24 protein-coding genes and 1 tRNA gene are annotated in these 26,401 nt (G+C 64.8%); 17 read left to right on the top strand and 8 right to left on the bottom strand.

All coding sequences use genetic code 11. The features are described 5' to 3' along the window. Positions 1 to 2: 2 nt before the first annotated feature. Both BMY03_RS13885 and BMY03_RS13880 read right to left on the bottom strand, forming a co-directional pair. Complete coding sequence (locus tag BMY03_RS13885) at positions 3 to 1,370, bottom strand: MBL fold metallo-hydrolase RNA specificity domain-containing protein (protein WP_094011381.1); 1,368 nt, start codon at positions 1,368 to 1,370, stop codon at positions 3 to 5. After that, positions 1,361 to 2,287, bottom strand: a complete 927-nt coding sequence (locus BMY03_RS13880) for a universal stress protein (RefSeq protein ID WP_094011380.1) — start codon at positions 2,285 to 2,287, stop codon at positions 1,361 to 1,363. The genes BMY03_RS13885 and BMY03_RS13880 overlap by 10 nt, the downstream gene beginning before the upstream one ends. Before the next feature lie 181 nt (positions 2,288 to 2,468). Between BMY03_RS13880 and BMY03_RS13875 the strand changes: the two genes are divergently transcribed. Next, the gene (locus BMY03_RS13875; RefSeq protein ID WP_094011379.1) at positions 2,469 to 3,017 is read left to right on the top strand and encodes a GNAT family N-acetyltransferase; all 549 of its coding nucleotides are present in this window, start codon (positions 2,469 to 2,471) and stop codon (positions 3,015 to 3,017) included. Positions 3,018 to 3,044: 27 nt separating this feature from the next. Here the strand turns inward: BMY03_RS13875 and BMY03_RS13870 are convergent, their stop codons facing one another. Beyond that, on the bottom strand, positions 3,045 to 3,971 hold the full coding sequence (locus BMY03_RS13870; protein WP_023630309.1) for a universal stress protein: 927 nt from the start codon (positions 3,969 to 3,971) through the stop codon (positions 3,045 to 3,047). A 197-nt stretch (positions 3,972 to 4,168) separates the two neighbouring features. On the opposite strand from BMY03_RS13870, the gene BMY03_RS13865 reads away from it, so the two are divergent. From BMY03_RS13865 to BMY03_RS13850, 4 genes are all read left to right on the top strand, one after another. Continuing rightward, positions 4,169 to 5,242 carry an NAD(P)-dependent alcohol dehydrogenase gene (locus tag BMY03_RS13865; protein ID WP_094011378.1) on the top strand — a complete coding sequence of 358 codons (1,074 nt, stop codon included), beginning with the start codon at positions 4,169 to 4,171 and terminating at the stop codon, positions 5,240 to 5,242. 71 nt (positions 5,243 to 5,313) lie between these two features. Next, the gene (locus BMY03_RS13860; protein ID WP_094011377.1) at positions 5,314 to 5,532 is read left to right on the top strand and encodes a hypothetical protein; all 219 of its coding nucleotides are present in this window, start codon (positions 5,314 to 5,316) and stop codon (positions 5,530 to 5,532) included. 2 nt (positions 5,533 to 5,534) lie between these two features. Then, a complete protein-coding gene (locus BMY03_RS13855) occupies positions 5,535 to 6,359 on the top strand; it encodes a helix-turn-helix domain-containing protein (RefSeq protein WP_094011376.1) in 825 nt (274 codons plus the stop codon). Then, positions 6,341 to 7,582, top strand: a complete 1,242-nt coding sequence (locus tag BMY03_RS13850) for an MgtC/SapB family protein (protein WP_094011375.1) — start codon at positions 6,341 to 6,343, stop codon at positions 7,580 to 7,582. Before BMY03_RS13855 ends, BMY03_RS13850 begins: the two co-directional genes overlap by 19 nt. A 266-nt stretch (positions 7,583 to 7,848) precedes the next feature. On the opposite strand, the gene BMY03_RS13845 is transcribed toward BMY03_RS13850, so the two are convergent. The 5 genes from BMY03_RS13845 to BMY03_RS13825 all read right to left on the bottom strand — a co-directional run bounded on the left by BMY03_RS13845 (position 7,849) and on the right by BMY03_RS13825 (position 11,669). Then, positions 7,849 to 7,924: transfer RNA gene (locus BMY03_RS13845), tRNA-Gly, on the bottom strand. Between the two features lie 64 nt (positions 7,925 to 7,988). Next, positions 7,989 to 8,549 (bottom strand): CDP-diacylglycerol--glycerol-3-phosphate 3-phosphatidyltransferase, encoded by a 561-nt coding sequence (gene pgsA / locus BMY03_RS13840; protein ID WP_038706385.1) that lies wholly within the window; start codon positions 8,547 to 8,549, stop codon positions 7,989 to 7,991. A gap of 33 nt (positions 8,550 to 8,582) precedes the next feature. Beyond that, entirely contained in the window at positions 8,583 to 10,406 is a 1,824-nt protein-coding gene (gene uvrC / locus BMY03_RS13835) for an excinuclease ABC subunit UvrC (protein ID WP_038706386.1), read from the bottom strand. A gap of 9 nt (positions 10,407 to 10,415) precedes the next feature. After that, positions 10,416 to 11,054 (bottom strand): response regulator transcription factor GacA, encoded by a 639-nt coding sequence (gene gacA / locus BMY03_RS13830; RefSeq protein ID WP_023631421.1) that lies wholly within the window; start codon positions 11,052 to 11,054, stop codon positions 10,416 to 10,418. A gap of 225 nt (positions 11,055 to 11,279) precedes the next feature. Continuing rightward, positions 11,280 to 11,669 (bottom strand): helix-turn-helix domain-containing protein, encoded by a 390-nt coding sequence (locus BMY03_RS13825; RefSeq protein ID WP_023631420.1) that lies wholly within the window; start codon positions 11,667 to 11,669, stop codon positions 11,280 to 11,282. Positions 11,670 to 11,813: 144 nt separating this feature from the next. On the opposite strand from BMY03_RS13825, the gene BMY03_RS26130 reads away from it, so the two are divergent. The 12 genes from BMY03_RS26130 (at position 11,814) to BMY03_RS13770 (ending at position 26,400) form a co-directional block, all read left to right on the top strand. Continuing rightward, positions 11,814 to 12,155 carry a hypothetical protein gene (locus BMY03_RS26130; RefSeq protein ID WP_143067548.1) on the top strand — a complete coding sequence of 114 codons (342 nt, stop codon included), beginning with the start codon at positions 11,814 to 11,816 and terminating at the stop codon, positions 12,153 to 12,155. A 130-nt stretch (positions 12,156 to 12,285) separates the two neighbouring features. Beyond that, the gene (locus tag BMY03_RS13820; RefSeq protein ID WP_038706387.1) at positions 12,286 to 13,587 is read left to right on the top strand and encodes a nucleotide sugar dehydrogenase; all 1,302 of its coding nucleotides are present in this window, start codon (positions 12,286 to 12,288) and stop codon (positions 13,585 to 13,587) included. Between the two features lie 54 nt (positions 13,588 to 13,641). After that, on the top strand, positions 13,642 to 15,174 hold the full coding sequence (locus tag BMY03_RS13815) for a glycosyltransferase (protein ID WP_023632349.1): 1,533 nt from the start codon (positions 13,642 to 13,644) through the stop codon (positions 15,172 to 15,174). A 16-nt stretch (positions 15,175 to 15,190) separates the two neighbouring features. Then, positions 15,191 to 16,342 carry a PilZ domain-containing protein gene (locus tag BMY03_RS13810; protein WP_094011374.1) on the top strand — a complete coding sequence of 384 codons (1,152 nt, stop codon included), beginning with the start codon at positions 15,191 to 15,193 and terminating at the stop codon, positions 16,340 to 16,342. Positions 16,343 to 16,351: 9 nt separating this feature from the next. Then, positions 16,352 to 17,800 carry a tetratricopeptide repeat protein gene (locus BMY03_RS13805; RefSeq protein WP_094011373.1) on the top strand — a complete coding sequence of 483 codons (1,449 nt, stop codon included), beginning with the start codon at positions 16,352 to 16,354 and terminating at the stop codon, positions 17,798 to 17,800. Next, positions 17,797 to 19,242: an alginate export family protein gene (locus BMY03_RS13800; RefSeq protein WP_094011372.1), complete on the top strand. Its 1,446-nt coding sequence runs from the start codon at positions 17,797 to 17,799 to the stop codon at positions 19,240 to 19,242. The genes BMY03_RS13805 and BMY03_RS13800 overlap by 4 nt, the downstream gene beginning before the upstream one ends. 12 nt (positions 19,243 to 19,254) lie before the next feature. Then, on the top strand, positions 19,255 to 20,682 hold the full coding sequence (locus BMY03_RS13795; protein ID WP_094011371.1) for an MBOAT family O-acyltransferase: 1,428 nt from the start codon (positions 19,255 to 19,257) through the stop codon (positions 20,680 to 20,682). Between the two features lie 9 nt (positions 20,683 to 20,691). Beyond that, on the top strand, positions 20,692 to 21,786 hold the full coding sequence (locus BMY03_RS13790; protein WP_177182913.1) for an alginate O-acetyltransferase: 1,095 nt from the start codon (positions 20,692 to 20,694) through the stop codon (positions 21,784 to 21,786). Between the two features lie 18 nt (positions 21,787 to 21,804). Then, positions 21,805 to 22,434, top strand: a complete 630-nt coding sequence (locus BMY03_RS13785; RefSeq protein WP_094011370.1) for an alginate O-acetyltransferase AlgF — start codon at positions 21,805 to 21,807, stop codon at positions 22,432 to 22,434. Between the two features lie 26 nt (positions 22,435 to 22,460). After that, positions 22,461 to 23,855, top strand: coding sequence for an alginate O-acetyltransferase AlgX-related protein (locus tag BMY03_RS13780; RefSeq protein ID WP_038706392.1), 1,395 nt, complete (start codon positions 22,461 to 22,463; stop codon positions 23,853 to 23,855). Then, on the top strand, positions 23,846 to 24,955 hold the full coding sequence (locus tag BMY03_RS13775; RefSeq protein WP_094011369.1) for a polysaccharide lyase: 1,110 nt from the start codon (positions 23,846 to 23,848) through the stop codon (positions 24,953 to 24,955). Before BMY03_RS13780 ends, BMY03_RS13775 begins: the two co-directional genes overlap by 10 nt. 14 nt (positions 24,956 to 24,969) lie before the next feature. Continuing rightward, positions 24,970 to 26,400 (top strand): right-handed parallel beta-helix repeat-containing protein, encoded by a 1,431-nt coding sequence (locus BMY03_RS13770; RefSeq protein WP_094011368.1) that lies wholly within the window; start codon positions 24,970 to 24,972, stop codon positions 26,398 to 26,400. The last annotated feature ends 1 nt before the right edge of the window (position 26,401 follow it).

The raw sequence follows: 26,401 nt of genomic DNA, 5'->3' as shown, positions 1-26,401 counted from the left end.
GCTCAGCGCACAGGGTCGATGGCAACGGTTTCCTGATAGTCCGGTACACACACCTGCCAGCCCAGCTCCAGGCTGATCCGCCGGCGCAAGGTGTCGGCGGCGTGTGGTTCGCCATGGATGACATAGGTCTGCCGCGGTGGCCGGCTGAAGCCGCGCAGCCACTCCATGATCTCGTCGGCGTCAGCGTGAGCGGACAGGTTTTCCAAGGTGTGCACCTGCGCCCGGATGGGCACGTCTTCGCCCTGCAAACGCACGCTGGGGGCGCCCGCGACGATATCCGCGCCACGCGTGCCTCCGGCCTGGAAGCCGGAGAACAGGATGCTGTTGCGCGGGTTGGGAGCCAGTGCCTTCAGGTGGTGCAGCACCCGGCCACCGGTGGCCATGCCACTGGCGGCAATGATCACTGCCGGCTCGCGCAACTGGTCCAGGTGGCGGGACTCATCGACCGAGTGGATGATCCGTGTGCCCTGGCACATCGCGGCGCATTCCTGCGCCGACAGTCGGTGTTCATTTCGGAACTGCTGATAAAGGGCGGTCGCATCGGTGGCCATCGGGCTGTTCAGGTAAACCGGAATATCCGGGATCAGCCCATCACGCTTGAGTTTGTGGAGGTAATACATCAGCAATTGGGCGCGTCCCACCGCGAATGAAGGCACCAGGACGATGCCATGACGCAGGAGTGTCTGGTTGATGACCTGGGCCAGAGATCGCTCGGTCGATTCTGCCGGGTGGTGGCGATCACCGTAGGTGGACTCCACCAACAGCACATCTGCCGTGCGGATCAGCTCCGGCGCCCGCATGATCGGGTCTTGCGGCCTGCCAAGGTCACCCGAGAAGACCAAGGTCTGCCCTTCGGCACTGATCTGCACCGTCGCAGCGCCCAGGATATGGCCAGCCGTACGCAACAGCAGGTCCATGCCCTCCGCGATCGGCGTTGCCTGGTGCAGTCCCACCGGCCGCAACATCGCCAATACCCGCTTCGCATCCTCCTCGGTATAAAGTGGCCGCGCCGGCGTGTGTTTGGAGTAGCCGTGGCGATTGGCATGTTCGGCCTGTTCTTCTTGCAGTCGCGCGCTGTCGAGAAGAAGCACTTCAGCCAGGGCGCAGGTTGCCGGGGTGGCATAGATCGGGCCGTGGTAACCCTCCCTGGCCAGCACTGGCAGGTAGCCGCTATGGTCGAGATGGGCGTGGGTCAGCACGATCGCATCGAGCGCCCGTAGTGCCAGCGGCAAAGGCTCCCAGTTGCGCAGGCGCAACTGCTTGTAGCCCTGGAACAATCCGCAGTCGACCAGGATCCGCGTGCGGTCGCGGGTCAACAGGAATTTGCTGCCGGTCACCGTCCCGGTGCCGCCGAGAAAGGTCAGTTGCATGGCCAAGGCTCCAGGGGTTCGAACACGTGAGGGTGAACCGCGAGTACGCTGCACGGCGGGTGGCCGACGATGCGTTCAGTGGTGTCACCCAACAGCTTATCCATCCCTTTGGGCTGCACCACACCCATCACCACGGCGTCGACTTCCAGGGCGGCGACCTGTTCGCAGATCACTTGCACCGGGCCGCCCTGCATGAAGTGGCGGCAGTCATGCGCCACGCCTTCGGCTTCAGCCAAGGCGTTGAAGGGTTCCTGAAGCGCCTGGCGCATCTCTTCAATCCATGCCTGGGTGACGCTCATGTCCGCAGCGAATACCCCGCCCAGGTTGTAGGCCGACAACAGATGCAGAGCGGCACCGCACTGCAGTGCCAGAGCCTGGGCGACGCGAATGAGACCTTGGTTGAACTGCTGCTGGGCTGTCGGGGTCTCGCTGAAGCTGGTATCCACGGCGACCATGACGCGCCGGGGTAATGAAACAGCTGCCCTCGGCACGAACAGGGTGAGCCCCTGGAAACCACGCATCAGCGCACAGTCCAGCGGGGTGCCGAACAACCGCGCCAGGGTCGAGGCGCAGTCGCTGTCCTTGATGACCAGGTCCGGCTGCAATTCGCTGATGTAGTCGATGGCGTCGCTGCGGATATCGTCGACGGCGAGGCTGTCGACCGTCAGCACCACACCGTGGCCGCGGTGCCGTTCGACCAGGACCCGCAGTTGCTCACGATAGTGATCGTACTGGCGCTTGATATCGGCTTCGTTCAGGCGCTCTTCGCGCAGCAGAGGTTCCTCACGCGGTTCGAACAACCCCAGCACATGCACGCTGGCGCCGCTGACATGCGCCAGCGCCAGCCCCCTTCGCAACGCGGCGGAATGCGGGTCGACTTCACCAAGCAACACCAGCATTTGTCGATATTGACCCATGGCGGACCTCCGGGCTTGCGCGGCAGGGATGTGATGCTAAGGATTGTCCGGGCGCGCCCGCGCTGGCGTTTGATGCAGATCAGAAAAGGGGCCGTGTCCCGAACTTGACGATTGTCAGAACCGCCGCGGCGAGCCACGTTACAACGCTTTTCAGGTATCTATCCGAGTAACGGGAGGCACGATGAACACGCAGCGGTCCAAGCAGCCGGCCCCCAGTGAGCACTGGGTCGAGAAGCTCGATGACGGCACGCCTGTGCTGATCCGCCCGCTGCGCCAGGAGGACCATGAGCGGAACCGACGCTTTCTCAGCTCGATCGCCCACCAGGCTCGGCGCTTGCGCTTGACCGCTGGGCTCAGCGGCGGCTTGCCCAGCCTGCCCCCGCAAGCGATGCCGGTCGACGACTTCCAGCGCAGAGCCTATGTCGCACTGGCACATGTCGACGGCTGCTTGCAGCAGATTGGCATCAGCCGTTACGCCGGCCTACCTGACAGCCCGCGCTGCGAGTGTGCGATAGCGGTGCGTGAGGAGTGGCAGCGTAAAGGCTTGGGTACGCGTCTGCTGCGGCACCTGGTCGACGCGGCGCGGCGCAGTGGCTATGAGTGGATGATTTCCAGGGACCTGTCGACTAACTACGCCATGCACCGGATGACCAAGGCGCTGGGATTCAGCTCACGCTACCTGGGCGGCGACGTCAGCGAGATCCTCCACGAGCTTGACCTGCGAGCCTGAAAACAAGGCCCTTGCGGGCCTTGTGCGCTACCCTTGGGAACGCTCGGGGGAGATCACCAGCACACTGCTGGACAAACGATGCAACATCCGCTCGGCAGTACTGCCGATGAACCAGCCGATGCCATGGTGGTGATAACTGCCCATCACCAGCAGGTCGATATCATTGTTGTCCATGAACAGGGCCAGGACCTTGGCCGGGTCGCCGATGCGCATGTGGCGGTGCTCGACGGCAATGCCATTGCGCTCGGCAAGGGCCTTGAAGGCATCGCTCTGAGCTTCATGCAGCGTCTGAGCGAGGTTGGAATCGAACAGGAACGCGTGTTCCCGGTTACCGCTGGCGTCCAGGTACATCGAACCCAGGTCGTAGGCATACAGCAATTCGATCTGCGCGTTGCACTGCAAAGCCAGTTTCAACGCCTCGCTGATGATCTGGTCATTGAAGCCTTCGAACTGGTCTTCGGGCCTGGACAGGTCCACGGCCGCCAGGATCCTGCGCGGCAACGCATGGCTGGCCTGGTGCACCAGGTGCAAAGGAATGCGGGTTTCGCGCAGCAGCTGGATATCCAGGGAAGTGAACATGGCACGCGCCCACCATGGCTCATGCTCGAATGCCTTGATCAGCATGGCAAAGCGCTGCTCTCGCAGGTGCACCAGGATCTCGTTCAAGGGGTGCTGCACCCACACCACCTCGGTGGTGACTGTGACACCGTTGCGCCGCATCGGCAGCGCCTGGGTCTCCAACCACTCGCGGTGTTGCTGTACATAGCCTTCGCGCATCACTGCAAGAGCCTGTTGGTTGACCAGCCCTGCCGTGGCAAGCCCCTCCACGTAGTCGAAAGCCACGATGTGCAGTGCCATGCCCTTGGCCTTGGCCAAGGCTGCGGCTCGGTCGTAGACAGGGGTTCGGCGCATCAGGGGGGATGCGATCAACAGCAGTCTTTGCGGGGTTTCCATGGCACACCTCTGCGGTTGCGATATATACCCGAAGCATCCTGTAGCCCTGCTCTACAGGCTTGATGTTTGTCAACTGACGCCCCTCGGACCGACGGCATGTCTCGCAGCACACAACCTTGACGAGGATCAATGTTTCGCCGATTGCCGGGCGCACGCTACTCCCCTAGCCACAACAACCACCACCCCGGAGGCGTGCCATGGCCCTCATGAAAGCAGCGGTGTTTGTCGAAAAGAACCGTATCGTGGTGGAGGAAAAGCCCATACCCGACATCGGCCCGCTGGACGCCTTGTTACGCATCACTACCACCACCATCTGCGGCACAGACGTGCATATCCTGCGCGGTGAATACCCGGTGGCCAAGGGGCTCATCGTCGGCCATGAGCCAGTCGGCGTGATCGAGAAACTCGGCGCTCAGGTGCAAGGTTTGCATGAGGGCCAGCGCGTCATTGCCGGCGCCATCACCCCCAGTGGCCATAGCAACGCCTGCCTGTGTGGGTGCAGCGCCCAAGACGGCGTTGGCACCGCGCATGGCTTCAAGGCCATTGGCGGCTGGAAGTTCGGCAACATCATCGATGGCTGCCAGGCCGAATACGTGCGAGTACCGGATGCCATGGTCAACCTCTCGCCGATTCCCGATCAGTTGAGCGACGAGCAGGTACTGATGTGCCCGGATATCATGTCTACCGGCTTTTCAGGGGCCGAACGCGGGGGCGTCATCCTGGGCGACACAGTAGCCGTGTTCGCTCTGGGGCCGATCGGCTTGTGCGCGGTCGCTGGGGCCCGGCTGCTCGGCGCGTCCACCATCATTGGTGTCGATGCCGTGGCCGAGCGGGTCAGTGTCGCTCGCCGCATGGGTGCCGACCACATCGTCGATTTCACGCAGGGCAATGTGGTCGAGCAGATCATGGCGCTCACCGCCGGGCGCGGGGTGGACGTGGCGATAGAGGCGCTGGGCACGCAAGCCACGTTCGAGGCTGCGCTGCGGGTGCTGCGGCCGGGCGGCACCTTGTCCAGCCTCGGCGTGTACAGCGCCGACCTGCACATCCCACTGGGCCCGTATGCCGCTGGTCTGGGTGACTACCGCATCATCACCAGCCTGTGCCCTGGTGGCAAGGAACGCATGCGTCGGTTGATGCAAGTTGTAGCCAGTGGCCGGGTCGATGTTTCGCCGCTGGTCACGCACCGCATGCGCCTTGATGACATCGAGGCCGCGTATGAACTGTTCGCCCACCAGCGCAATGGCGTGATGAAAGTGGCAATAACGCCTTGACCCAAGTGCTATGCAGGCACGGAGGCCTTTAGTCCCGCAGTTGTCTTGCCCATGCAGGCTCTGGAGGCCCCATGAATGTCTACGTCGAGAACCACACCGAACACAACCGCTGCTGGGTTCGCATGGACGACTGGCGAGTGAGTTTCAACACGGCCGTTGAAGCCCAACAGTTTGTAGCGCGGCTCAACGCCCGCCTCAACGCGCCCCATTCGCTGGACATGCTGGCGGGTTGGTCGCCCCGTCCAGGCGTGACGGCTCGGGCGGATGTGCCTTGCACGAGGGAGGCCTGAACATGTCGGGCCAACTGAAGGTCTCGCTGCTCGAACAGCCCGCTGCGCCGTACACGCCGCCACCGGTTCACCTGAAACCGCTGGTAACGCTCTGTCGCGATTGTCGGGTCAGCGGCTTGTGCCTGCCCACCGGTCTGCCGCTGGATGACAAACGCTGCCTGGGCGCGTTGATCGGGCCACGCCTACGCATTCGCAAAGGCGCTGCGCTGTTCAACGCCAATGCACCCTTGACGATGCTCTATGCCGTGCGCTGTGGCAGCTTCAAGAGCAGCCTCAACAGCGCCGAAGGCCAGGGGGTAGTGATCAACTTCTGGATGCCGGGTGACGTGCTCGGCCTCGACGCCATCGCCACCGACCACCATGTCTGCGACGCGATTGCCCTGGAAGACAGCGAAGTCTGCCCAGTGCCCTATCATCGCCTGCAAACGCTGGCACGTGACTTCCCGGTATTGCAGCAGAGCCTGAACCGCTTGATGAGCCGGGAGATAGTGCGCGAGCAAGAGCGTGTGTTGATGCTGTGCAACCTCACCGCCGAGCAGCGCCTGGCCAGTTTTCTGATCGGGCTGTCCAAACGCTTCGTCAACCGCGGCTATTCCGCCCATGGCTTCATGTTACGTATGTCGCGCGAGGACATGGCATCGTACTTGGGCCTGCGCCTGGAGACCGTATGCCGTTCGGTCGCCCGCCTGCGTGCGCAAGGCATTGTCAGCCTGCGCGGCAGGCTGGTGGAGATCCACGACATGTCAGCCTTGATGGCGATCGAGCAAGGCGACCCTGACAATGAGCGCAAGCAAAGCCCCAAGGCGCCATGCTCGTCGACACACTGAGTGTTGGCCACGGCGCAGTCGCGCTGGGCATCGGCATGCTGGTTGGCCTTGAGCGCGAACGCAAGAAACGCCGCGACGAGGTACCTGCCGCCGCCGGGCTGAGGACGTTCGCCATCACCGCCCTGCTGGGCTATGTCAGCATGCTGCTGGCAGGACCGGTGCTGGTCGGGACAGCAAGCCTGGGCCTGATACTGCTGCTTTGCCTGCAATACCGCTACTCGCCTGGGAAGGCACCAGATGTGACAGGCGAGATCGCTCTTCTACTGGTACTTGTCCTGGGCGCGCTGAGCGTTGCCGAGCCTGAGCTTGCCGCTGCCGCAGGTGTGGTCTCGACCGTGTTGCTGGCCTTGCGCCGCGAGCTGCATCATTTCGTGCTGCAGCGACTGAGCGAGCAGGAACTGCGCGATGGCTTGACGTTGCTCACGGTGGCCCTGGTGGTATTGCCACTGACACCGGACCGGTTCCTGGGCCCCTACAGCGTGCTCAACCCACGCACTATTTGCACCTTGGTCGTTCTGCTGATGACAGTGGCGGCGTTAGGTCATATCGCCATGCGCCTGGTGGGCCCGCGCTATGGGCTGCCGTTGAGTGCCATCGCTTCAGGCTTTGCTTCCGGTTCGGCGACCATTGCCCTGCTAGCCCATGACGCCAGTCGACAACCTACCGCGGCGCGCTCCTACGCGGCGGCGGCGGTATTGTCCAACTTGGCGACCATCACCCAGTTCGCCTTGGTGCTGAGCATCATCGACCGCCACCTGCTCGGTCCTTTCCTGCCCGCGGTCGGCCTCGGCGCGCTGGTCACCGCGATCTATGGCATGTTGCTGCTCGCGCCTTGGCGCGCGGCACCGAGCAATTCTACCGCGCACCTCGGCGCAGGTGCCTTCAACCTGTGGACAGCCCTCGTAATCACCCTGGCCCTGACCGGTATCGCACTGCTCTCAGCGTTTCTGCTCGAACATCTGGGACACAACGGGGCCAGTATCGCAGCATTCGTCAGCGGCCTGGGCGATGCCCACGCGGCAACGGCGTCGGCAGCCTCGCTGGTGGTTGCGGGTCGGCTGCAGATGACTGAGCTGATGGTGCCGGGCATGATGGCTCTGACGGGGAACACACTAAGCAAATGCGTGCTGGCGCTCAGCAATGGCGGCTACGCTTTTGCGCGATACCTGGTGCCGGCGCAGCTCATCATTCTAGGGGCGATGTGGCTGGGAACACTGGCGTAATGTCCAATAGCGGCGGACCTGGACCAAACGACATGCGCATGTGCTTGTCAGCCCTGTCGTAACGCAAATTTCAGATGCTTCCACCTTGCGCAATGATGTGAAGCATCAACCCTAACCAGGTGGGCCATCTCCAGCCAGGGTCTCAAACCTGACCTTGAACCGACCAGATACCGGGTTCGGTTATTTCCGCTGGAACTAAAAAAGGGCCCTAAGGCCCTTTTTTACAACGACTTACAGAGTTCGGTGGAACGCTGTAAATCTATATTTGGAGCGGGAAACGAGACTCGAACTCGCGACCCCGACCTTGGCAAGGTCGTGCTCTACCAACTGAGCTATTCCCGCGTCGTGATGGGTGCCATTCTAGCGATTTACAGAACGGCGTCAACCCCTTGATTCAAAAAAACTTTTACTTCTGCTCCGAACCTTCGCGCAGGTGCGGCCAGGCGGCCACCAAGTAGTGCACCATCGACACCAGGGTCAGCCCCGCCGCCACCAGCAGCAAGCCGTAGCCCAGCACCACCCAGAAGGTCAGCAGCGGCGGGTTGGCCAGCAGGATCACCAGCGCCAGCATCTGCGCGGCGGTCTTCCACTTGCCCAGGTTCGACACGGCCACATGGGCGCGGGCGCCGAGTTCGGCCATCCACTCGCGCAGCGCCGAGACCACGATCTCGCGGCCGATGATCACCGCCGCCGGCAGCGTCAGCCAGAAGTTGGCGTGCACCTGCACCAGCAGCACCAGGGCCACGGCGACCATCAATTTGTCGGCCACCGGGTCGAGGAAGGCGCCGAACGGGGTGCTCTGCTGCAGCCGACGCGCCAGGTAGCCGTCGAGCCAGTCAGTGGCGGCGGCGATGGCGAACACCGTGCTGGCGGCCATGTAGCTCCAGTGATAGGGCACATAGAACAGCAGGATGAAGATCGGGATGAGCAGGACGCGTAGAACGGTGAGCAGGTTTGGAATATTCATCGGTACGACTGGCTGCGAGTTGAACCCGACATTCTACTCGCTATGCAGGCTGGCATAAATCGACTCGGCAAGCTTTTTACTGATGCCGGGAGCTTTGGCGATCTCGTCGACGCTGGCGCGGTTGAGCTCCTGCAGGCCGCCGAAATGTTTCAGCAAGTCGCGGCGGCGCTTGGGCCCGACCCCGGCGACGTCCTCCAGGCTCGAGGTGCGCCGGGCCTTGCCGCGCCGGGCGCGATGGCCGGTGATGGCGAAGCGGTGGGCTTCATCGCGGATCTGCTGGATCAGGTGCAGGGCCGGCGAGTCGCCCTTGAGGGTGAACTCGTGGGCCACGTCGTTCAGGTAGAGGGTCTCGAAACCGGCCTTGCGGGTCACGCCCTTGGCCACGCCGAGCAGGGTGAGATCGGTAAGGCCGAGCTCCTGCATCACCTCGCGGGCCATGTTCAGCTGCCCCTTGCCGCCGTCCACCAGCAGCACATCGGGCAGCTTGCCCTCACCGTCCTTGATCCGGCCATAACGGCGCATCAGCGCCTGATGCATGGCGGCGTAGTCGTCGCCGGCGGTCACGCCTTCGATGTTGAACCGGCGATAGTCGGATTTGAGCGGGCCTTCCGGGCCGAACACCACGCAGCTGGCCACGGTTGCCTCGCCGCTGGAGTGACTGATGTCGTAGCACTCCAGGCGCTGCGGCACTTCATCCAGGCCCAGCACCTGGGCCAACGCCTCGAAGCGGGCGGCCATGTGCTGGCGGTTGGCCAGGCGGGCATTGAGCGCCTGCTCGGCGTTGGTCACCGCCAGTTGCTGCCAGCGCGCCCGGGTGCCGCGCACCCGGTGGCTGATGCTCAGCTCGCGGCCGCGCAGGGTCTGCACCGCCTCGCTGATGGCGGCGAAGTCTTCATGCACCACGTTGACGATCAGCTCGCCCGGCAGCTCGCGCTCGGCGTTGCCGAGGTAGTACTGGGAAAGGAACGCGGCCATGACCTCGGCCACCTCCTCCTCGATGCCCACCTGGGGGAAGAAGTTCTTGCTGCCCAGCACCCGGCCGCCACGCACGCTGATCAGGTGCACGCAGGCACCGCCCGGGTTGACGAAAGCCGCCACTACGTCGACATCACCGGAGCCGCCTTCCATGTACTGCTGGTCCTGAACGCGGCGCAACAGGGCGATCTGGTCGCGCAGCTCGGCGGCCTTCTCGAAATTCAGGGCCATGGCGGCCTTTTCCATTTCGGCATTAAGCTCGTTGCCCAGCTGCTGGCTGCGCCCCTCGAGGAACATCACCGAGTGACGCACGTCCTCGGCGTATTCCTCGGGCGTCACCAGGCCCACGCACGGCCCCTTGCAGCGCTTGATCTGGTACTGCAGGCATGGGCGGGTGCGGTTGGCGTAGTAGCTGTCTTCGCACTGACGCACCGAGAACGCCTTTTGCAGCAGGCTCAGGCTCTCGCGAATGGCACCTGCGCTGGGGTACGGGCCGAAGTAGCGGCCCTTGGCTTTCTTCGCGCCTCGATGGATACCCAGGCGTGGGAATTCCCCGTCAGACAGGAATACGTATGGGTAGGACTTATCGTCGCGCAGCAGGATGTTGTAGGGCGGGCGCCATTCCTTGATCAGCGTCTGCTCGAGCAGCAGCGCCTCGGTTTCGTTGGCGGTGATGGTGGTCTCGACCTGGGCGATACGTCCCACCAGGGCAGCCGTCTTCGGCGCAAGACCGGTCTTGCGAAAATAGCTGGCCAGGCGCTTCTTGAGGTTCTTGGCCTTGCCCACGTACAGCAGGCGGGCCTCGCCGTCGAACATCCGGTAAACGCCCGGGCGACCGCTGCAGGTCGCCAGGAACGCACTTGCATCAAAAGGTTGTGACATGAGGTGTGCTTAAAGACTTGCGTCGACCATACCGTGACGGACGGCCAGCAAGGTCAGTTCGACGTCGCTGGTGACCGAGAGTTTTTCGAAGATTCGATAACGGTAAGTATTGACGGTCTTGGGCGACAGACACAACTTGTCAGAGATGATCTGCACCTTCTGGCAGCCGACGATCATCAGCGCAATCTGGATTTCCCGCTCGGACAGCGCATCGAACGGCGACCCCTGGGGCTGGAACGACTTGAGCGCCAACTGCTGGGCGATCTGCGGGCTGATGTAGCGCTGGCCGGCGAAGGCCAGGCGGATGGCCTGGACCATCTCGTCGAGCCCGGCGCCCTTGGTCAGGTAGCCCGCAGCCCCCGCCTGCAACAGGCGGGTGGGAAACGGATCTTCCTCGCACACGGTCACCGCGACCACCTTGGTGTCGGGGTGACTGCGCAGCAGTTTGCGCGTGGCCTCCAGGCCGCCGATCCCTGGCATCTTCACGTCCATCAGCACCACGTCCGGCTTGAGCTCGCGGGCCAGTTTGAGGGCGGACTCGCCAGAGTCCGCCTCCCCCACCACCTGCAGCCCGTCGATGTCGGCCAGCATGCGTGTGATGCCGGTACGCACCAGATCGTGATCGTCGACCACCAGGACCCTAATCAAGCAGACACCTCGTTAGTGGGGCGATTGGATCCCGCCACCTTAACAAAATTTTTCACCACGAACCTAGTGTCCTGTCTCGGAAATAAGCTGTTCACTTTTGGCGGCGTCTTGGGCGCCCTGCCCGCGTTGCCACTCCTCGCCATAGCCCTGCTATGACTCGTCGCGGCGCCTTGGCCGAACACCCAAGCCACTCGCCAAAAGAGAACGTATTTCCGAGACAGGACACTAGCGCAAAGCATCATGGAAATATGCCTGCCGGTCAGGCCGGCGCATGCGCAGCCCTTCATGGCCATTTTCTTCACCCGCGAGACGGTTGAGCAGGTGCCACACTGCAGCCTGGTCGGCCGACGGCAGGCGGCGAAAGGCGCCTAGCAGGCGGTTCTCATCAGAGGTCAGGCTGTCCAGGGGCGCAGGGGTGTGCACGCCGCTGAGCACATAAAGCGCATCCACGCCCCGGCTCGCGACCGCCGCGAGGTAGTCCATGCGCGGCGTGCGTTCGCCGCTCTCGTATTTGCCCTGGGCGTTGGGCTCGACACCGCCGATATCGCCAAAAATGCGCTGGGTCAGCCCCAGGCGTTCGCGCTCTTCTCTGAGTCGCGGACCAAATCCGTTCATCTGCTTGCCTCCTTTGCATGAATGGAAGACGGGTGCATCCCGCACCCGAGTGAATGTCTGCACAATCGTCCGGCACTATGCCAATTGGATCCAATCGTTGCAAGCCATCATTGCGCCACGCCCTGAATCAGGGGGACAGATGACATGGCGATCACAGTGGGTTCAGCACTGTCGCCTGCAGGCTTTGCATCGCCCGCGCAAGGGGTTTGCCGGCGATGGCGGACAACACGAAAAAACCTGAATGACATTAATTGGCCTGCAGAAACCGTGCGGGACAAGGCACTGCAAGAACCACGGAAAACCACCGTTTTGACGCCATTATGTCGACACCAATTAGATAATCATTTTTTTGACGCCCAACTTACATCAAACTTTAAATTATTGTTTTTGAAGGATTTTTTAACTAACAAAGAAAACTTTAAGAAAATTCCAAACAAACTAACCAACAACGCTTGCCGCACTATCAGAAAACTCCTTAGGATGTAAAAAGACCACCACGAAACAGCCTGAACCGCTACCTATCTAGCGCGGCTTGATCCTGCGCGTCTGGCATTTGCATAACTTCTTGAACTGAGTATCTCGGCCGGCATTGCGCCGCGCCTGGGGAGAGGGACCTATGAACATCAGTATCTTCGGACTTGGCTATGTGGGGGCGGTCTGCGCCGGTTGCCTGTCGGCGCGTGGGCATCAGGTTCTGGGAGTGGACGTCGCCCAGGCGAAGATCGACATGATCAACCAGGGTCGCTCGCCCATCGTCGAGCCGGGCCTGGAGCAACTGCTGCTCGACGGCGTGCGTCAGGGGCGCCTGCGTGGTACCACCGATGTGCAGGCGGCGATCCTCGCCACCGAGCTGTCGCTGCTGTGCGTCGGCACGCCGAGCAAGGCCAATGGCGACCTCGATCTGGTGTACATGGAGGCGGTGTGCCGCGAGATCGGCGCGGCCCTGCGCGACAAGGCCAGCCGCCACACCGTGGTGGTGCGCAGCACGGTACTGCCGGGCACGGTGAAGAACGTGGTCATCCCGCTGCTCGAGCAGGCCTCGGGCAAGCAGGCCGGGCGCGACTTCGGCGTGGCGGTCAACCCGGAGTTCCTGCGCGAGAGCACGGCGATCCAGGACTACGACTTCCCGGCCATGACCGTGATCGGCGAACTCGACAGCCGTTCCGGCGACCTGCTTGCCTCGCTCTACCAAGGCCTGGACGCGCCGGTGATCCGCAAGTCGATCGAGGTCGCCGAGCTGATCAAGTACACCTGCAACGTCTGGCACGCCACCAAGGTCAGCTTCGCCAACGAGATCGGCAACATCGCCAAGGCCTCCGGGGTCGATGGCCGCGAAGTGATGGACGTGGTCTGCCAGGACTACAAGCTCAACCTGTCGCGCTACTACTTGCGCCCGGGCTTCGCCTTTGGCGGTTCGTGCCTGCCCAAGGACGTCCGCGCCCTCACCTATCGTGCCAGCCAGCTTGACGTGGCGCACCCGCTGCTCGGCTCGATCATGGCCAGCAACCGCAACCAGGTGGCGAACGCGCTCGACCTGGTGACCCAGGCCGGCAAGCGCCGTATCGCCCTGCTGGGCCTGGCCTTCAAGGCCAACAGCGACGATCTGCGCGAAAGCCCCCTGGTGACCCTGGCCGAACAATTGATCGGAAAAGGCTACGAACTGCGGATCTTCGACGCCAACGTCGACCATGCACGCCAGTTCGGCGCCAACCGCCAGTACATCGAGCAACAGATCCCCCATGTCAGCGCCCTGCTGCGCAGCGACCTGCAACAGGTGATCGATGAAGCCGAGGTGATCGTGCTGGGCAACAACGACGAACGCTTCGTGCAGGCGCTCGACGCCGGCAAGCAGGTGATCGACCTGGTCGGCTTCATGGCCGACGGCAGCAACGCCCAACACCACGGCATCTGCTGGTAAGGCACGCCGATGCCCGCCCCTGCGGCGGGCCCCGACCCAAGGAGCTACAGCGCCATGGAACGACAACGACAGCGGCCTTTCGCGGCCCCGGGCTATCTGCGCGCAGCGGCCACCTTCTGTGCCTGGGCAATGCTCGCCGGGCTCATCGCGCTGGCCGCGCAGATGGTCGCGCCGCAGTACCTGGACCCAGGCCATCACCAGTTCATCTTCATCATCGGCATCCTGGGCATGTGGCGCTACGGCAATGCCATCGTCCACTACCTACGCGGCATGTACTTCCTGCACTGGCGCTTCCCGCGCCTGCGCCGCCAGGTCGAGCGCCTGGGCGACGCGGCATTGCCATCGCACATGTTCATGGTGGTAACGAGCTTTCGCATCCCCACCCATACCACCTTCAAGGTGTACCAGTCGGTATTCCAGGAAGTGCAGCGACTCAAGGTGCCGTGCACGGTGATCGCCTCGATCGTCGAGAAAGGTGACGAGCAGTTCATCAAGGACATCATGCGCGACGAGGTGCAGGGCCGCGACGACATCCGCCTGGTCATCGTCCGCGCCCGCGGCACCGGCAAACGCGATGGCCTGGCCCACGCCTTCCGTGCCCTGTCGCGGCAGATGCCGCTGGAAGATGCGGTGGTCGGCGTGGTCGACGGCGACACCATGATGCTGCCCGGCTGCGTCGAGCGGGCGGTCAAGCTGTTCGCCGTGCTGCCCGACGTCGGTGGCCTGACCACCAACGAGTTCTGCGAGGTCGAGGGCAGCCGCTGGATGCGCCAATGGCACTCGATGCGTTTCGTCCAGCGGCATATCAACATGTGCTCGATGGCCCTGTCGCATCGGGTACTGACCCTGACCGGACGGCTGTCGTTCTTCCGCGCCGGGGTGATGACCGACCCGGCGTTCATCCGCGATGTCGAGGCGGACTTCCTCGAGCACTGGCGCCTGGGCCGCTTCCAGTTCCTCACCGGCGACGACAAGTCCAGCTGGCTGAGCCTGATGCGCGCCGGCTGGGACACCTTCTACGTGCCCGACAGCCACACCCTGACCGTCGAGCACCCGCCCAGCGACAGCTTCTGGGTCGCCACCCGCCAGCTGATGTTCCGCTGGTACGGCAACTCGCTGCGGCAGAACTTCCGCGCCACCGCCCTGCTCGGTCGCACGCGCCTGGGGCTGTTCACCCTGTACGTGCTGCTCGACCAGCGGGTGTCGATGTGGACCTGCCTGATGGGCCTGACCGCTTCGGTGGTGGCCGGCCTGGTGTTCGGCATCCAGTACCTGCTGGTGTACCTGTTCTGGGTGCTGATCTCGCGCAGCCTGGTGACCGTGCTGTTCATCTTCGCCGGGCACCCTGTCAGCCCGATGTACCCCTTCGTTCTCTATTACAACCAGATCGTCGGCTCGCTGATGAAGGTCTACGCGATGTTCCACATGGACCAGCAACGCTGGACGCGGCAGAAGACCACCCTGGCCACCGGCAGCGTCGACTTCGACGCCAACCTCAACCGCTGGTCCTCGAAGGCGATGCTGTGCTCCTCGATCGCCATCTTCTTCGGGGTCATCACCGTGCTTCTAGAACTCACGCAACGTTAAGGAAAGGCGCCTGCACATGAGTACTTCCAATACCCCCGCGGCCCCGGCCAACATCGTCCACGAAGCCATCGACGAGCGTCAGTACGTGCGCACCCGCATGAACGCCCGGGTACGCCTGGCCGGCGCCGGGCGCGAGCCGCTCGAGGCGGACCTGGCCGACATCTCGCTGGGCGGCATCGGCCTGCTGCACGAAGCACCGCTGACCATCGGCGCGCTGTACGACGCCTCGATCCAGCTGCGCCTGAACCAGGTCGACCTGGCGATCGAAGGCAAGGTGCGCATCGTCTCCCAGCGCGGCAAGGAGGTCGGCGCGCAGTTCGTCGACCTCGACGCGCAGAAGCGCGACATCCTGCGCTACCTGATCAGCGCCTACCTGTCGGGTGAGGTTGCCGACATCAACGGCCTGTTCAACGTGATGCAGCGGGAAAACTACATCAAGGCGCGCAAGCACCAGCTAGCCCGCGCGCGCACGCCTGGCGAGCGGCTCAGGGCCATCGCCGGCACCGCGCTGTACACCGCTGCCGGCCTGGCCGCGCTGGGCTTCGTCGGCTACAAGGGCTACCTGCTGTTCTTCCGCATTCCGGCACTGCAGGCCACGGTGGCGAGCAACGCCCAGGTCATCAGCATGCCGGACAACGGCTACGTGAAGTACCTGCTACCGGCCGACGCCACCGAGGTGCGAACCGGCCAACCACTGGCGAACATCTCCACCCAGCTGGCCACCAGCTTCACCAGCCCGGCTGACATGAAGGCCCTGGCCGACCTTGCCCCGGGCGACCTGCAGGCGTTGCTGGGCCGCGCCAGCGTCGAGACGGTGATCAACAGCCCGTGCGACTGCCAGGTCTGGTACCCGTCGCAACCGCTGGACGGCTATGGCTACAAGGCCGCGCCGATGATGCACCTGCTGCCCAAGGGCGAGGCCATGTTCGTGCGCGCCAACGTGCCGTTCGACAAGCTCGCCGATGTCAGCCGCGTGCGCTCGGTGAACATGCAGGTGTTCGGCCTCGACCAGCACTTCAGCGGCAAGGTGGTGGACGCCCGCTCCGACGAGCTCAACCACAACCTGGCCTTGACCATCCAGCCGGACAGCCCGCTGCCGGCGGCGGCCTACCAGAAGGCCGTGGCGGTCGACCTGTACCTGGGCCTGCCCTTCGGCAGCGGCAACTGAGGGCAGGTCATGAACGCCAAGAACGCCCCGCGCCTGTTGCTGGCCGGCCTCGGCCTGGTCTGCGCCGGCAGTGGCTGGGCCGGGCAGAGCCTGGAGCAGATCCGCTACGCGCTGTACAAGGACCCGGGCGCCGACGTCACGAGCGACCTGCGCGCTCTCGCCGAGCGTGGCGACCTGGCCTCCAAGCAACTGCTTGGCGATGTGCTGTCCAACAGCGACAGTGCCAACCGCCAGGACATCGTCAGCCTGTACCAGGAGGCCTTCGCCGACGGCCACGGCCAGATCCCGGCACTGGCCTCGCTGGCGCGCCTGCTCGACCGCACCCCGCGCCTGCAGCGCAGTCACGAGGCGTGGATGCGCCAGGCCCTGGCCCGCTACCCCAACGACCGTGACCCGCGCAGCACCAGCACCAGCCTGGAGGTATTCCTGGTCTATCCGCAGCTGTTCCCGGGCGAACGCGCCGCCGAGCTGTTGGCGCTGTACGAACAGAGCTGCCTGCTCAACTGCCGCCCTGAGCTGTATCGCGCCGTGGTCGCCGAGCGCCAGGGCGACCGCGCCGCAGCCGAGCGCTGGTACCAGCAGGCAGCACGCATCGACCCACGCGGCATCGAGCGCTACTACCGCTTCCTCGGCGAGCGCCAGGACCCGGCCTTCCTCGCCTTCGCCCGCAGCCTGGAGCCGGAGATGGCCAGCCTGCCGGTGGAGGTGGTGCAGCGCATCGGCGCGCTGCTGGACAGCATCCATGGCACCACCCGCGCCGAACTGGACGCCGAACGCGAGCAGCGCCAGAGCCGCGCCATGGGCGCCAAGGTCGAGCCGACGGCCGAGCAACTGGCCCGCGACAAGGCCGACGACCAGTTGCGCGCCGACGGCATCGCCGAAGCCCAGCGCTGGCTGGACAACGCCGTCGCCCGTGGCTACCTGCCGGCGCTGGTGGCCAAGGCCAACTTCATGATCTCCAACCCCACCGAGCACAACGCCGAGCAGGCCCAGGCGCTGATTACCCAGGTTAGGGCCAAGGACCCGACCCGTGCCAAGGTATTGGATGCCCAGTTCTACATGGTCAATAACTGGCTGACCCTGGACCCGTACAAGGCCCATGCACTGATCGACGAGCTGATCGCCGCCCACTACCCGGACGCCCACCTGCTGCTGGGTGACCTGTACAGCAAGGGCGGCCTCGACCAGCCCGACCAGGAGCGCGCCCTGGCCATCTGGCGGCAACAGGCCGAGCAAGGCTCGACTGCCGCCTGGTACCGCATGGCCACCGTGCACCTGCGCGGCCGGGCCATCTGCCACGACCCGGTCAAGGCCTACACCTACGCCCGCATCGCCCTCGACCTCGGCGAGACCCGCGCCCGTGGCCTGATCAAACGGCTGGACAAGACCTTGCCCAAGGATGACATCGAGCGCGCCCTGGCCGTGCGCAACGATCTGTTGAAGGAGCCCACCCTGTGAAAGCGCACCCACCCCTGCTCGGCGCCCTGCTCGCCCTGGCGCCGCTGACGGTGCTGGCAGCCGAGGAAGTCACCGGCCCCGACGCCGACAGCAGCGCGCCGATGCGCGTCGCGACCGTCGACGGCAGCGAACCGGTGATCACCTCGGAGTTCTTCAACAAGCTCACCCTGCAGACCGGCTACGGGCCGCAGGACTCCCAGGTCGGCCGCGACCGCGAGAGTTTCTACAGCCTGCGCTACGAGCCGTCGTTCGCCTGGTACTCGCCGGAAAAACGCTGGGCCAGGTGGATGGTCTATGGCCGCTTGTGGCTGAACTACGACTCCAGCCAGTCGAGCAACCTGGCCAACGAGTCGACCAACAACAATGCCCGCGAACAACCCGAGGGCTGGTACGCCGAACTGCGCGAGCTGTACGTCAAACGCAACCTGATCGGCGACGACCCGCGCTTCTCGCTGTCGTTCGGCCGCCAACGTTTCGCCGACGACTACGGCATCTGGTGGGACGACAGCCTGGAGTCGGTGCGCTTCGACTATCAGGACACCTTCTCCGACGCATTCGTCGCGCTCGGGCAGAAATTCCACAACTACAACACCGACGTCAATTCGCTGGCCGCGAGCGAAGAGCGCACGCTGTACCTGATGGGCCAGTACGCCTATCGCTGGAGCCCGAACAACCAGGTCGGCGTGCGCCTGATGCAGGAGAACGACCGCAGCGACCACGACGTCGACGATCGCTACGACTTCAAGGGCTGGCGCTACGGACTGTTCTTCAAGGGCGACAACCTGCCCCTGGCCACCGACTACCACCTGGAACTGGCGGCCCTGGGCGGCAAGATGGACAACACCGCCGGCAACGGCGTCACCAGCACCGGCCACGCCAGCAAAGGCTGGGCGGCGCTGGGCGAGGTCGGCAAGCGCTTCGAGACGCTGCCCTGGACCCCGCGCCTGGCATTGCGCGGCGGCCTGACCGACAAGTCGGACGACGACAACGACGGCTTCCGGCTCAACCCGATCCAGTCCGACCGCATCACCCGCCAGGGCTCGTACAGCACGCGCCTGACCAGTGCGTTCGTCGCCCTCGACCTGCGCAACCTGAGCTACTACGGCTTCGCCCTGGAGACCCGCCCCACCGCGCGCAGCGCCCTGGACCTGCGGGTGACCCAGCTCAACCTGCGCGACGAGGGCGGCGCGCTGCCGATCCGCATGGCCGCCGATGCCCGCGCCCGACGCCAGAGCGAACTGAACGCCGGGCTGCACGGCAAGGGCGACAACGTCGGCCAGATGATCGACCTCAACTACTACTGGAAGATGTTCCCGGTAGCCCTCGACGGCAAGCGCCTGGACGTCAACACCCTGGTCAGCGCCAGCTACCTCAACGCAGGCAGCGCGCTGGACAGCGGTGACGACTACCAGTTGAGTGTCGGCGTGGTGATCAGCTACTAAGGACGGGCCAGCATGATCTTCGCCTCCAACGTATTCCTGTTCCTCTACCTGCCGCTGTTCCTGGCTATCTACTACCTGGCCCGGCCGCGGTGGCGCTCGCTGGTGATCGTTGCCGCCAGCTACGTGTTCTACGCCTGGTGGCGCCCGGACTTCCTGCTGCTGTTCGTCGCCATCACCGCCTGGAACTACGCGTTCGGCCTGGGCATCAAGGCACGCCTGGACGCCGCGGACAAACCGTGGGCCCTGCGCCTGCTGTGGTTGGGCGTGGCCGGCAACCTGGCGACGCTGGGCTACTTCAAGTACGCCAACTTCGGCGCCGAGATGCTGGCCCTGCTGCTGGCGCCGCTGGGCATCGACACCTGGACCCTGGAGAACATCTTCCTGCCGCTGGGCATCTCGTTCTATGTGTTCCATGCGCTGAGCTACATCGTCGACATCTACCGCAAGGACGCCACGCCCACGCGCAGCTTCATCGACTTCGCCGCCTTCGTCGCGCTGTTCCCGCACCTGGTGGCGGGGCCGATCCTGCGCTACAGCCAGCTGGCCCCGCAGTTGCGCCAGCGCAGCCACTCGCTGGAGCTGTTCTCGCTGGGCGTGTGCCGGTTCATGCTCGGTTTCATCATGAAGGTGCTGGTTGCCGACCGCCTGGCGCCGATCAACGTGCTGTTCATCGGCGAAGGCAGCCTGCAGTTCAGCGATGCCTGGTTCGGCCTGGTGGTGTCGACCCTGCAGCTGTACTTCGACTTCGCCGGCTACAGCCACATGGCCCTGGGCCTGGCGCTGATGATGGGGTTCCGCTTCCCGGAAAACTTCAACCAGCCTTATGTGTCGCAAAGCATCACCGAGTTCTGGTCGCGCTGGCACATGACCCTGGCGCATTTCCTGCGCGACTACGTCTACATGCCCCTGGTGCGCAAGCGCGTGGCCGGCGCCCTGCCGGCGCTGGTGTGGACCATGCTGCTGTCGGGCCTGTGGCACGGGGCGAGTTTCGCCTTCATCTGCTGGGGGCTGTTCTTCGGCATCGGCATGGTGCTGGAGCGCAAGTTCGGCCTGGCCACCAAGGTCAGCACACCGTACCGCCTGGGCCGCAACCTGCGCACCGCGCTGCTGATCATCCTGAGCATGCCGCTGTTCTTCACCATGGACCTGCGTCACAGCCTCGACATCTACCGGGCGCTGCTGGGCCTGAACGGCTTCGGCTCGCTGGAGCTGTACGTGCTCGGCGCCTCGAAGATGGCCATGGCCTTCGCCCTGGTGGCAGTCGCCTGGCTGATCCTGGCCGGGATCAACAACGTGCGCTTCTACGCCGGCAACCAGGAAGGCTACTTCATGCGTCATGTCGGGGTGCTGCACAGCCTGCTGCTGTGGGCGGGCTTCCTGCTGGCGCTGAGCAGCCTGGCGGCCAGTTCGTTTTCGCCGTTCCTGTATTTCCAGTTCTAGGAGAGTGCCGTGTACCCGGTGATGAAGACGGCCAGCAAGGCCAACGGTGTAATCTTCGCCCTGGCGTTGGCGGCGATGTTCTTCTATTCGCTGCCGCCTGTGCTGAGCTTCGCCCGCGCCCAGACCGACAGCTGGAACCTGTTCGTCGACGGCAAGCTGTTGCGCAAGTTCGAGCAGATCTACGACAAGCGCTTGTTCCTGCGCGAACCCTCGGTGCAGCTGTGGGCCGACGCACGCTTCCAGCTGTTCGGCGAGGGCACCCAGGGCGTGGTGCTGGGCAAGGACGGCTGGCTCTACACCAGCCAGGAGTACCGCGTGCCCAACGACCTGGACGCCAACCTGGCGAGCCAGCTGGCGCAGATCGCCAAGGTCGAGCAGCAACTGGCCGAGCATGGCAAGCACCTGGTGCTGCTGCCCTTGCCGATGAAGCTGGATATCTATGCGACCCATGCCGAGCGCGCCTTCGACCCACGGGTGGCCAGCCTCTATGACCGCTTCGTCGCCGACCTGCAACTGCGCCGCCTGGATGTGGTGCCGCTGCGTGACGCCTATCTGCGCAACCTGGCCGGTCCGCGCCTGTTCCTCAAGTCCGACACCCACTGGAGCCCGGACGGCGCGCGGCTGTCGGCCTATGAACTGGCACGCCAGCGCCCGCGCCTGCTCGGTGACCAGGTGTATGTCTCGCACAAGGCCGGCGACAAGACGGTCAAGGGCGACCTGATGAACTACCTGCAGTTCGACCATGCCCGCCTGGCGCCACAGTTCGGCGCCAATCCGATCGAACTGTACGAGACCCTCAAGGCCGCCCAGAGCAGCGACGAACTGTTCGCCGAACAGGCGCAGAGCCTGCTGCTGGTGGGCACCAGCTACAGCAAGATCGACGATTGGAACTTCGTCGGTTTCCTCAAGGAAGCGCTCAACCGTGACCTGTTGTCCGTCGCCGTGGAGGCCCGAGGGCCGTTCGAGGCGATGAACCAGTTTCTCGCCAGCGACCAGTTGCACAACCCGCAGATCGACACCGTGATCTGGGAGTTTCCCCTGCGCACCCTGCTTGCCCATCGCCCCGGCGCGCTTGCCCGCGACGCCCAGCCCGCGCATTTCTGACGTCCCAAGGAGAACCTGATGAAGCTTTCGCCCCTGTTCACCGCCCTGGCCCTGACCGCCGCCAGCCACTCCCTCCTGGCCGCCGAAGGCAATGCCGACCTGTACGACGCCGTGGCCCCGGCCGACTCGGCCTTCGTGCGCGTGCTCAACCTGTCCGACCGCAGCATCGACGTGGCTCTCAGCGGCAAGCTCAACCCGCAGAAAGTCGCCCCGGGGCAGCTCAGCGGCTACCGCTTCGTGCCGGCCGGGGTGCACAGGATCGGCATCGGCGCCACGGCCATCGAACCGACCCTGGCGGCCAACGCCGCCAGCACCGTGGTGTACGACGGCAAGCAGTTGCAAGTGATCGCCGACCAGTACGTCAATGAGCCGAAGAAGGCCCAGGTGGCCTTCTACAACCTGACCCCGGCCCAGGCCACGCTGCGCACCGCCGACGGCAAGCACGAGGTGGTCAAGGCCCTGGCCAAGGGCCAGACCGGCGCGCGCATGGTCAACGAAATCAAGATCGACTTCGCCGCCTATGTCGGTGGTCAGGAAGTGGCCAGCTTCGACGAGTTGTTTCTCAAGAAAGGCCGCTCCTACAGCTACGTGCTGCTGCCAGGCAATCGCAGCCTGAGCCTGGCCAACAGCATCGACCCGACCGAGTGATACACCGCCGCAAGGATGACTGGCCCATGAACACTTTCCTCCCCCTTGGCCTGGCGGCCACCCTGGCGCTGACGGTCCTGCCCGGCCAGGCCGCCGAGCCCGCCCGGCCCGGCTGCGAGAACCTGCAGTGCATGGTCTGCCCGGCCCTGGCCGAACCGCAGCACTATGCCGAAGGGCGCATGAAGCTGATGCGCCAGATCGTCCCCGGCAAGGAGCGCTGGCTGTTCCGCTCGATGGTCGACCTGACCAACGACTTCGGCATTCCCGCGCCCATGCGCCCGGAGTTCGCCCGGCTGATGGACGCATTCCATCGCCAGGGCATCCAGGTGGCCATGGCGGTCCAGCCGACCCGCGGCCTGATGCACCGCGACAAGCTCTACGCCGACCAGTTGCATGGTTTCGACTTCGAGCGGGCCAGCCGCAACCTCGACACCTACCTGGGGCAACTGCGCCAGGGCGGCGCGGTGGTGGCGCCGATGATGCAGCTGGTGCGCCAGCCGCCTCAGGGCGAATACTTCTTCCGCCGCGACCACCACTGGACCCCGGCCGGCGCCGAGGCCACGGCCAGGTTGATGGCCGAGGAGATCCGCCGCCAGCCGTTCTACAGTGGCTTGAGCAAGAAACGCTACAGCACCGAGCCCGGCGTGATGGTACCCAAGGACGGCACGCTGAACCTGGCCCTGAGCTACATCTGCGGCAACAACTACGGGTTCCAGTACGTACGCGGCTACCAGACCGTGCCAATGGCCGATAGCAGCGATGCGTTGTTCGACGAAGCGCCCGACCCCGAGGTGATCCTGGTCGGCGACAGCAATGCCGCGGCCCGCGAGGACGAGAGCAAGCAGTTCAACTTCGACGGTTACCTGAAACAGTACCTGCAGGCGGATGTGCTCAACTACGCGCTGCCCGGCGTGGGCGAGGACGGCTCGCTCCTGGAATATCTGCTGTCCGCCGACTACAAGCCCGAGGCGCCGCCCAAGCTGATCGTCTGGGAACTGCCGGCCAACTACCGCCTGGACTCGCCCTTGATGTATCGCCAACTGGTGCCGGCGATACACGGTGGCTGCAAGACGTCCAGGGAGCTACTGGGCACGAAACTGCAGCGGCCGGCACTGCAGGTCGGCGAGCGTATCGAACTGCTGAGCAATGCCGGCAGTGCCCGGCAGGCGGTGTCCAAGGGCTTTCTCGACATCCGCCTGAGCGACAGGAACGTCAAGGATTTCTACATCATCGTCTATTACGACAACGGCGCCCGCGACAAGGTGTGGTTCCGTCGCGAGGCGGCGGTCGGTGGCGGCCAGTACTACCTGGAGCTGAGCCGGGCGCCCGAGTTCGCCGGCGCCAACTTGCTCTCGGTATTCCTCGAGCCAACCAAGGCCGGCAGCGCCGCCACCGATGTGGAGACGCGCCTGTGCCTGTGAAAACGCTGCCAGGGTTGCCCCTGCTGCTTGCAATCGCCCTGCTGCCCTTCCCCGGCCATGCTGCGCAAACCATCTGGCCCGCCCGCGCCACCGCGCAGTCGGCCCTGATCGCCGACTACCACAGCCTGACCTGCAGCAAGCAACCGCCACCACCCTATACCGGCAGCCTGCACCTGCAGAGCAAGTACGATCAACGCGACGCCAGCAAGTCGACCTTGCGCGCCACGCCCGACGCCGACAGCGAGCGCATTGCCCGGCAGGTCAAACAGTTCATCGCAGGCGTGATCCAGGCCGGCAAGCGCTTCCAGAAGGCGAAGAAGCCCCAGGAGGCCAACATGGCCCTGGCCTGCCAGGAGCAATGGCTGGAGCATTGGGCGCAAGCCGGTGCCCTGCTCGATCCGGATGCCAGCAACACCGGCATGGCGGCGCGCAAGTGGGCGCTGGCGGCCATGGCCGGCGCGGTGCTGCTGACCCAGGCGGCGACCGACGACAAGGTCCGCCTCACTCCCGTGCAACACCGTTGGTTCAGCCAGCTTGGCGAACAGGTGATGCGCGAGTACGACCCGCGCCGCCAGTCCACCACCGTGTACTTCAACAACCACGACTACTGGGCCGCCTGGGCGGTGGCCGCCGCCGGCATGCTGGTGGGCCGCGACGATTTCATCCGCTGGGCCGACGGCAACCTGCGCCGGGGCCTGGCCCAGGCCGTGCGCAGGGGCGACCAGGCCTACCTGCCGCTGGAGGTGGCGCGCAGCAGGCTGGCTGCCAACTACAGCCAGTACGCCCTGGTGCCGCTGGTGCTGCTGAGCGAATCGGCGCGCGCCAATGGCCTGGCCTGGAGCGACGACGACCAGCGCATCCTCGACCAACTGGCCAGTTTCGCCGCCCGCAGCGTGCTCGCCCCGGACACCCTGCCCGAGCTCAAAGGGCAGCGCCAGGCCGAAGTCGCGCCGTACAAGCTGGCCTGGCTGATCCCGTTCCTCGCCCGCCGGCCAGGGCACGCCCTCGCCCGCCAGCTGTACGACAGCGAGGACGGCGAGGTGGACAACTACAGCCAGATCGGTGGCCTGCTCAAGCCGGCCTACCCCACCCTGCCTTGATCAAGGACGCTTACATGGCACCGTTCAGCCGCTTTTCCCTCTCCTGCCTGGCCGCCCTGCTGCTGGCGACGACCGCCCAGGCAGCGCCGGTGATGGACACCCTGCCCCAGGCGCAGCACCAGCAACAGCTGGACCAGCTGCGTCGCCAGGTCCGCCAGGCCGTAAGCTTCGAACAGGCCCGTCGAGCGCCTCCCGCAGGCCGCGCCAGCGTGAGCCTGCAACCGATGTTCTCGTCCCAGGCCGGCAGCTGGCCGTTCGAGCCGTTCGTCAACAATGGCCTGTTCCGCGCCATCGCCGGCTACCAGGCACACCACCCGCAAGCCGTGGTGCTGCGCGGTGGCAGCATCACCCTGGCGCAACTGCATGACGCGCTGCGCGATCCGCGGGTGCTCAGGCCCTACAAGGATGGCTACCTGCTCAGCTACCCGCTGATGATCGGCGCCGATGCCGGGCTGCTGCTCGAGGGCGCCCATCTCTACCTGTACAGTTTTTCCGGCACCGCGCTGATCAACCAGGGCTGGTTGGGGCTGGAGCGTTCGACACTGGAGAGCGTGGCCGGCGACAAACCGGGCAACACCGATCGCGCCTGGCGCCCCTTCGTGGTGGCCTGGGCCGGCAGCCACACCCAGGTGATCGGCTCGACGCTCCGACGCCTGGGCTACAACGCCAACCTGTCGCGGGGTCTGAGCACCGCGCTGAGTACCCAGCAACCCATCGGTACGCGCCCCGCCACGCTGCTGATCGAAAGCAGTCAGTTCAGCGAATTGTCCAGCGCGGTGGAACTGCAACACAGCCAGGCGACCATCGCCGGCAGCCGCTTCGAAGGCTCACAGCAATACGCCATCGACGCCCGCGACAGCCAGTTGCACCTGCATCACAACCAGGTGCGGGGCATCGACAACAACAGTGGCGTGCGCCTGCGCGGCCAGACCCGGGCGCTGGTCGAGGGCAACCTGATACTCGGCGCCGCCAAGGCCGCCATCGAAATCAGCGACCAGCGCGGCGCCGTGTGGCTGGCGGGCAACCGTATCGGCGACAGCCGGGGCAACGGCATCCAGTTGCGCAACCTGGCGCCCACGCCCGAGGCGCCGCTGCTGATCGACGACAACCTGCTGGCCAGCAGCCAGGGCAGCGCGGTGGACGCCAGCGAGGTGGCGGCCCTGGCCCTGGTCGGCAATCGCATCGGCAATACCCCGGAGTACGCCGTCAGCCTGCGCAATGCCACGCCACTGCCGGGCCCGCTGCTGCTCAGTGGCAATCGCCTGGGACAGGTGGGCAAGGCGGTGGTGCGGGTCGAGGGTCTGCGGGAGGTTGAGCTAGGGAACAATACCTTCGACGGCAAGGCGCTGCTGCAGAACCTGCTGGCCGGTGAACTGCTGGCGCTACAGGGACAAGTGCTGGAGGCGACGCTGGTCCAGGGGCGGATGGTGCGGCTGCGTCAGTAGT

Origin of the sequence: Pseudomonas soli (assembly GCF_900110655.1) — a bacterium.
GTDB lineage: Bacteria > Pseudomonadota > Gammaproteobacteria > Pseudomonadales > Pseudomonadaceae > Aquipseudomonas > Aquipseudomonas soli.
This window is presented reverse-complemented; position numbering and strand designations above follow the sequence as displayed.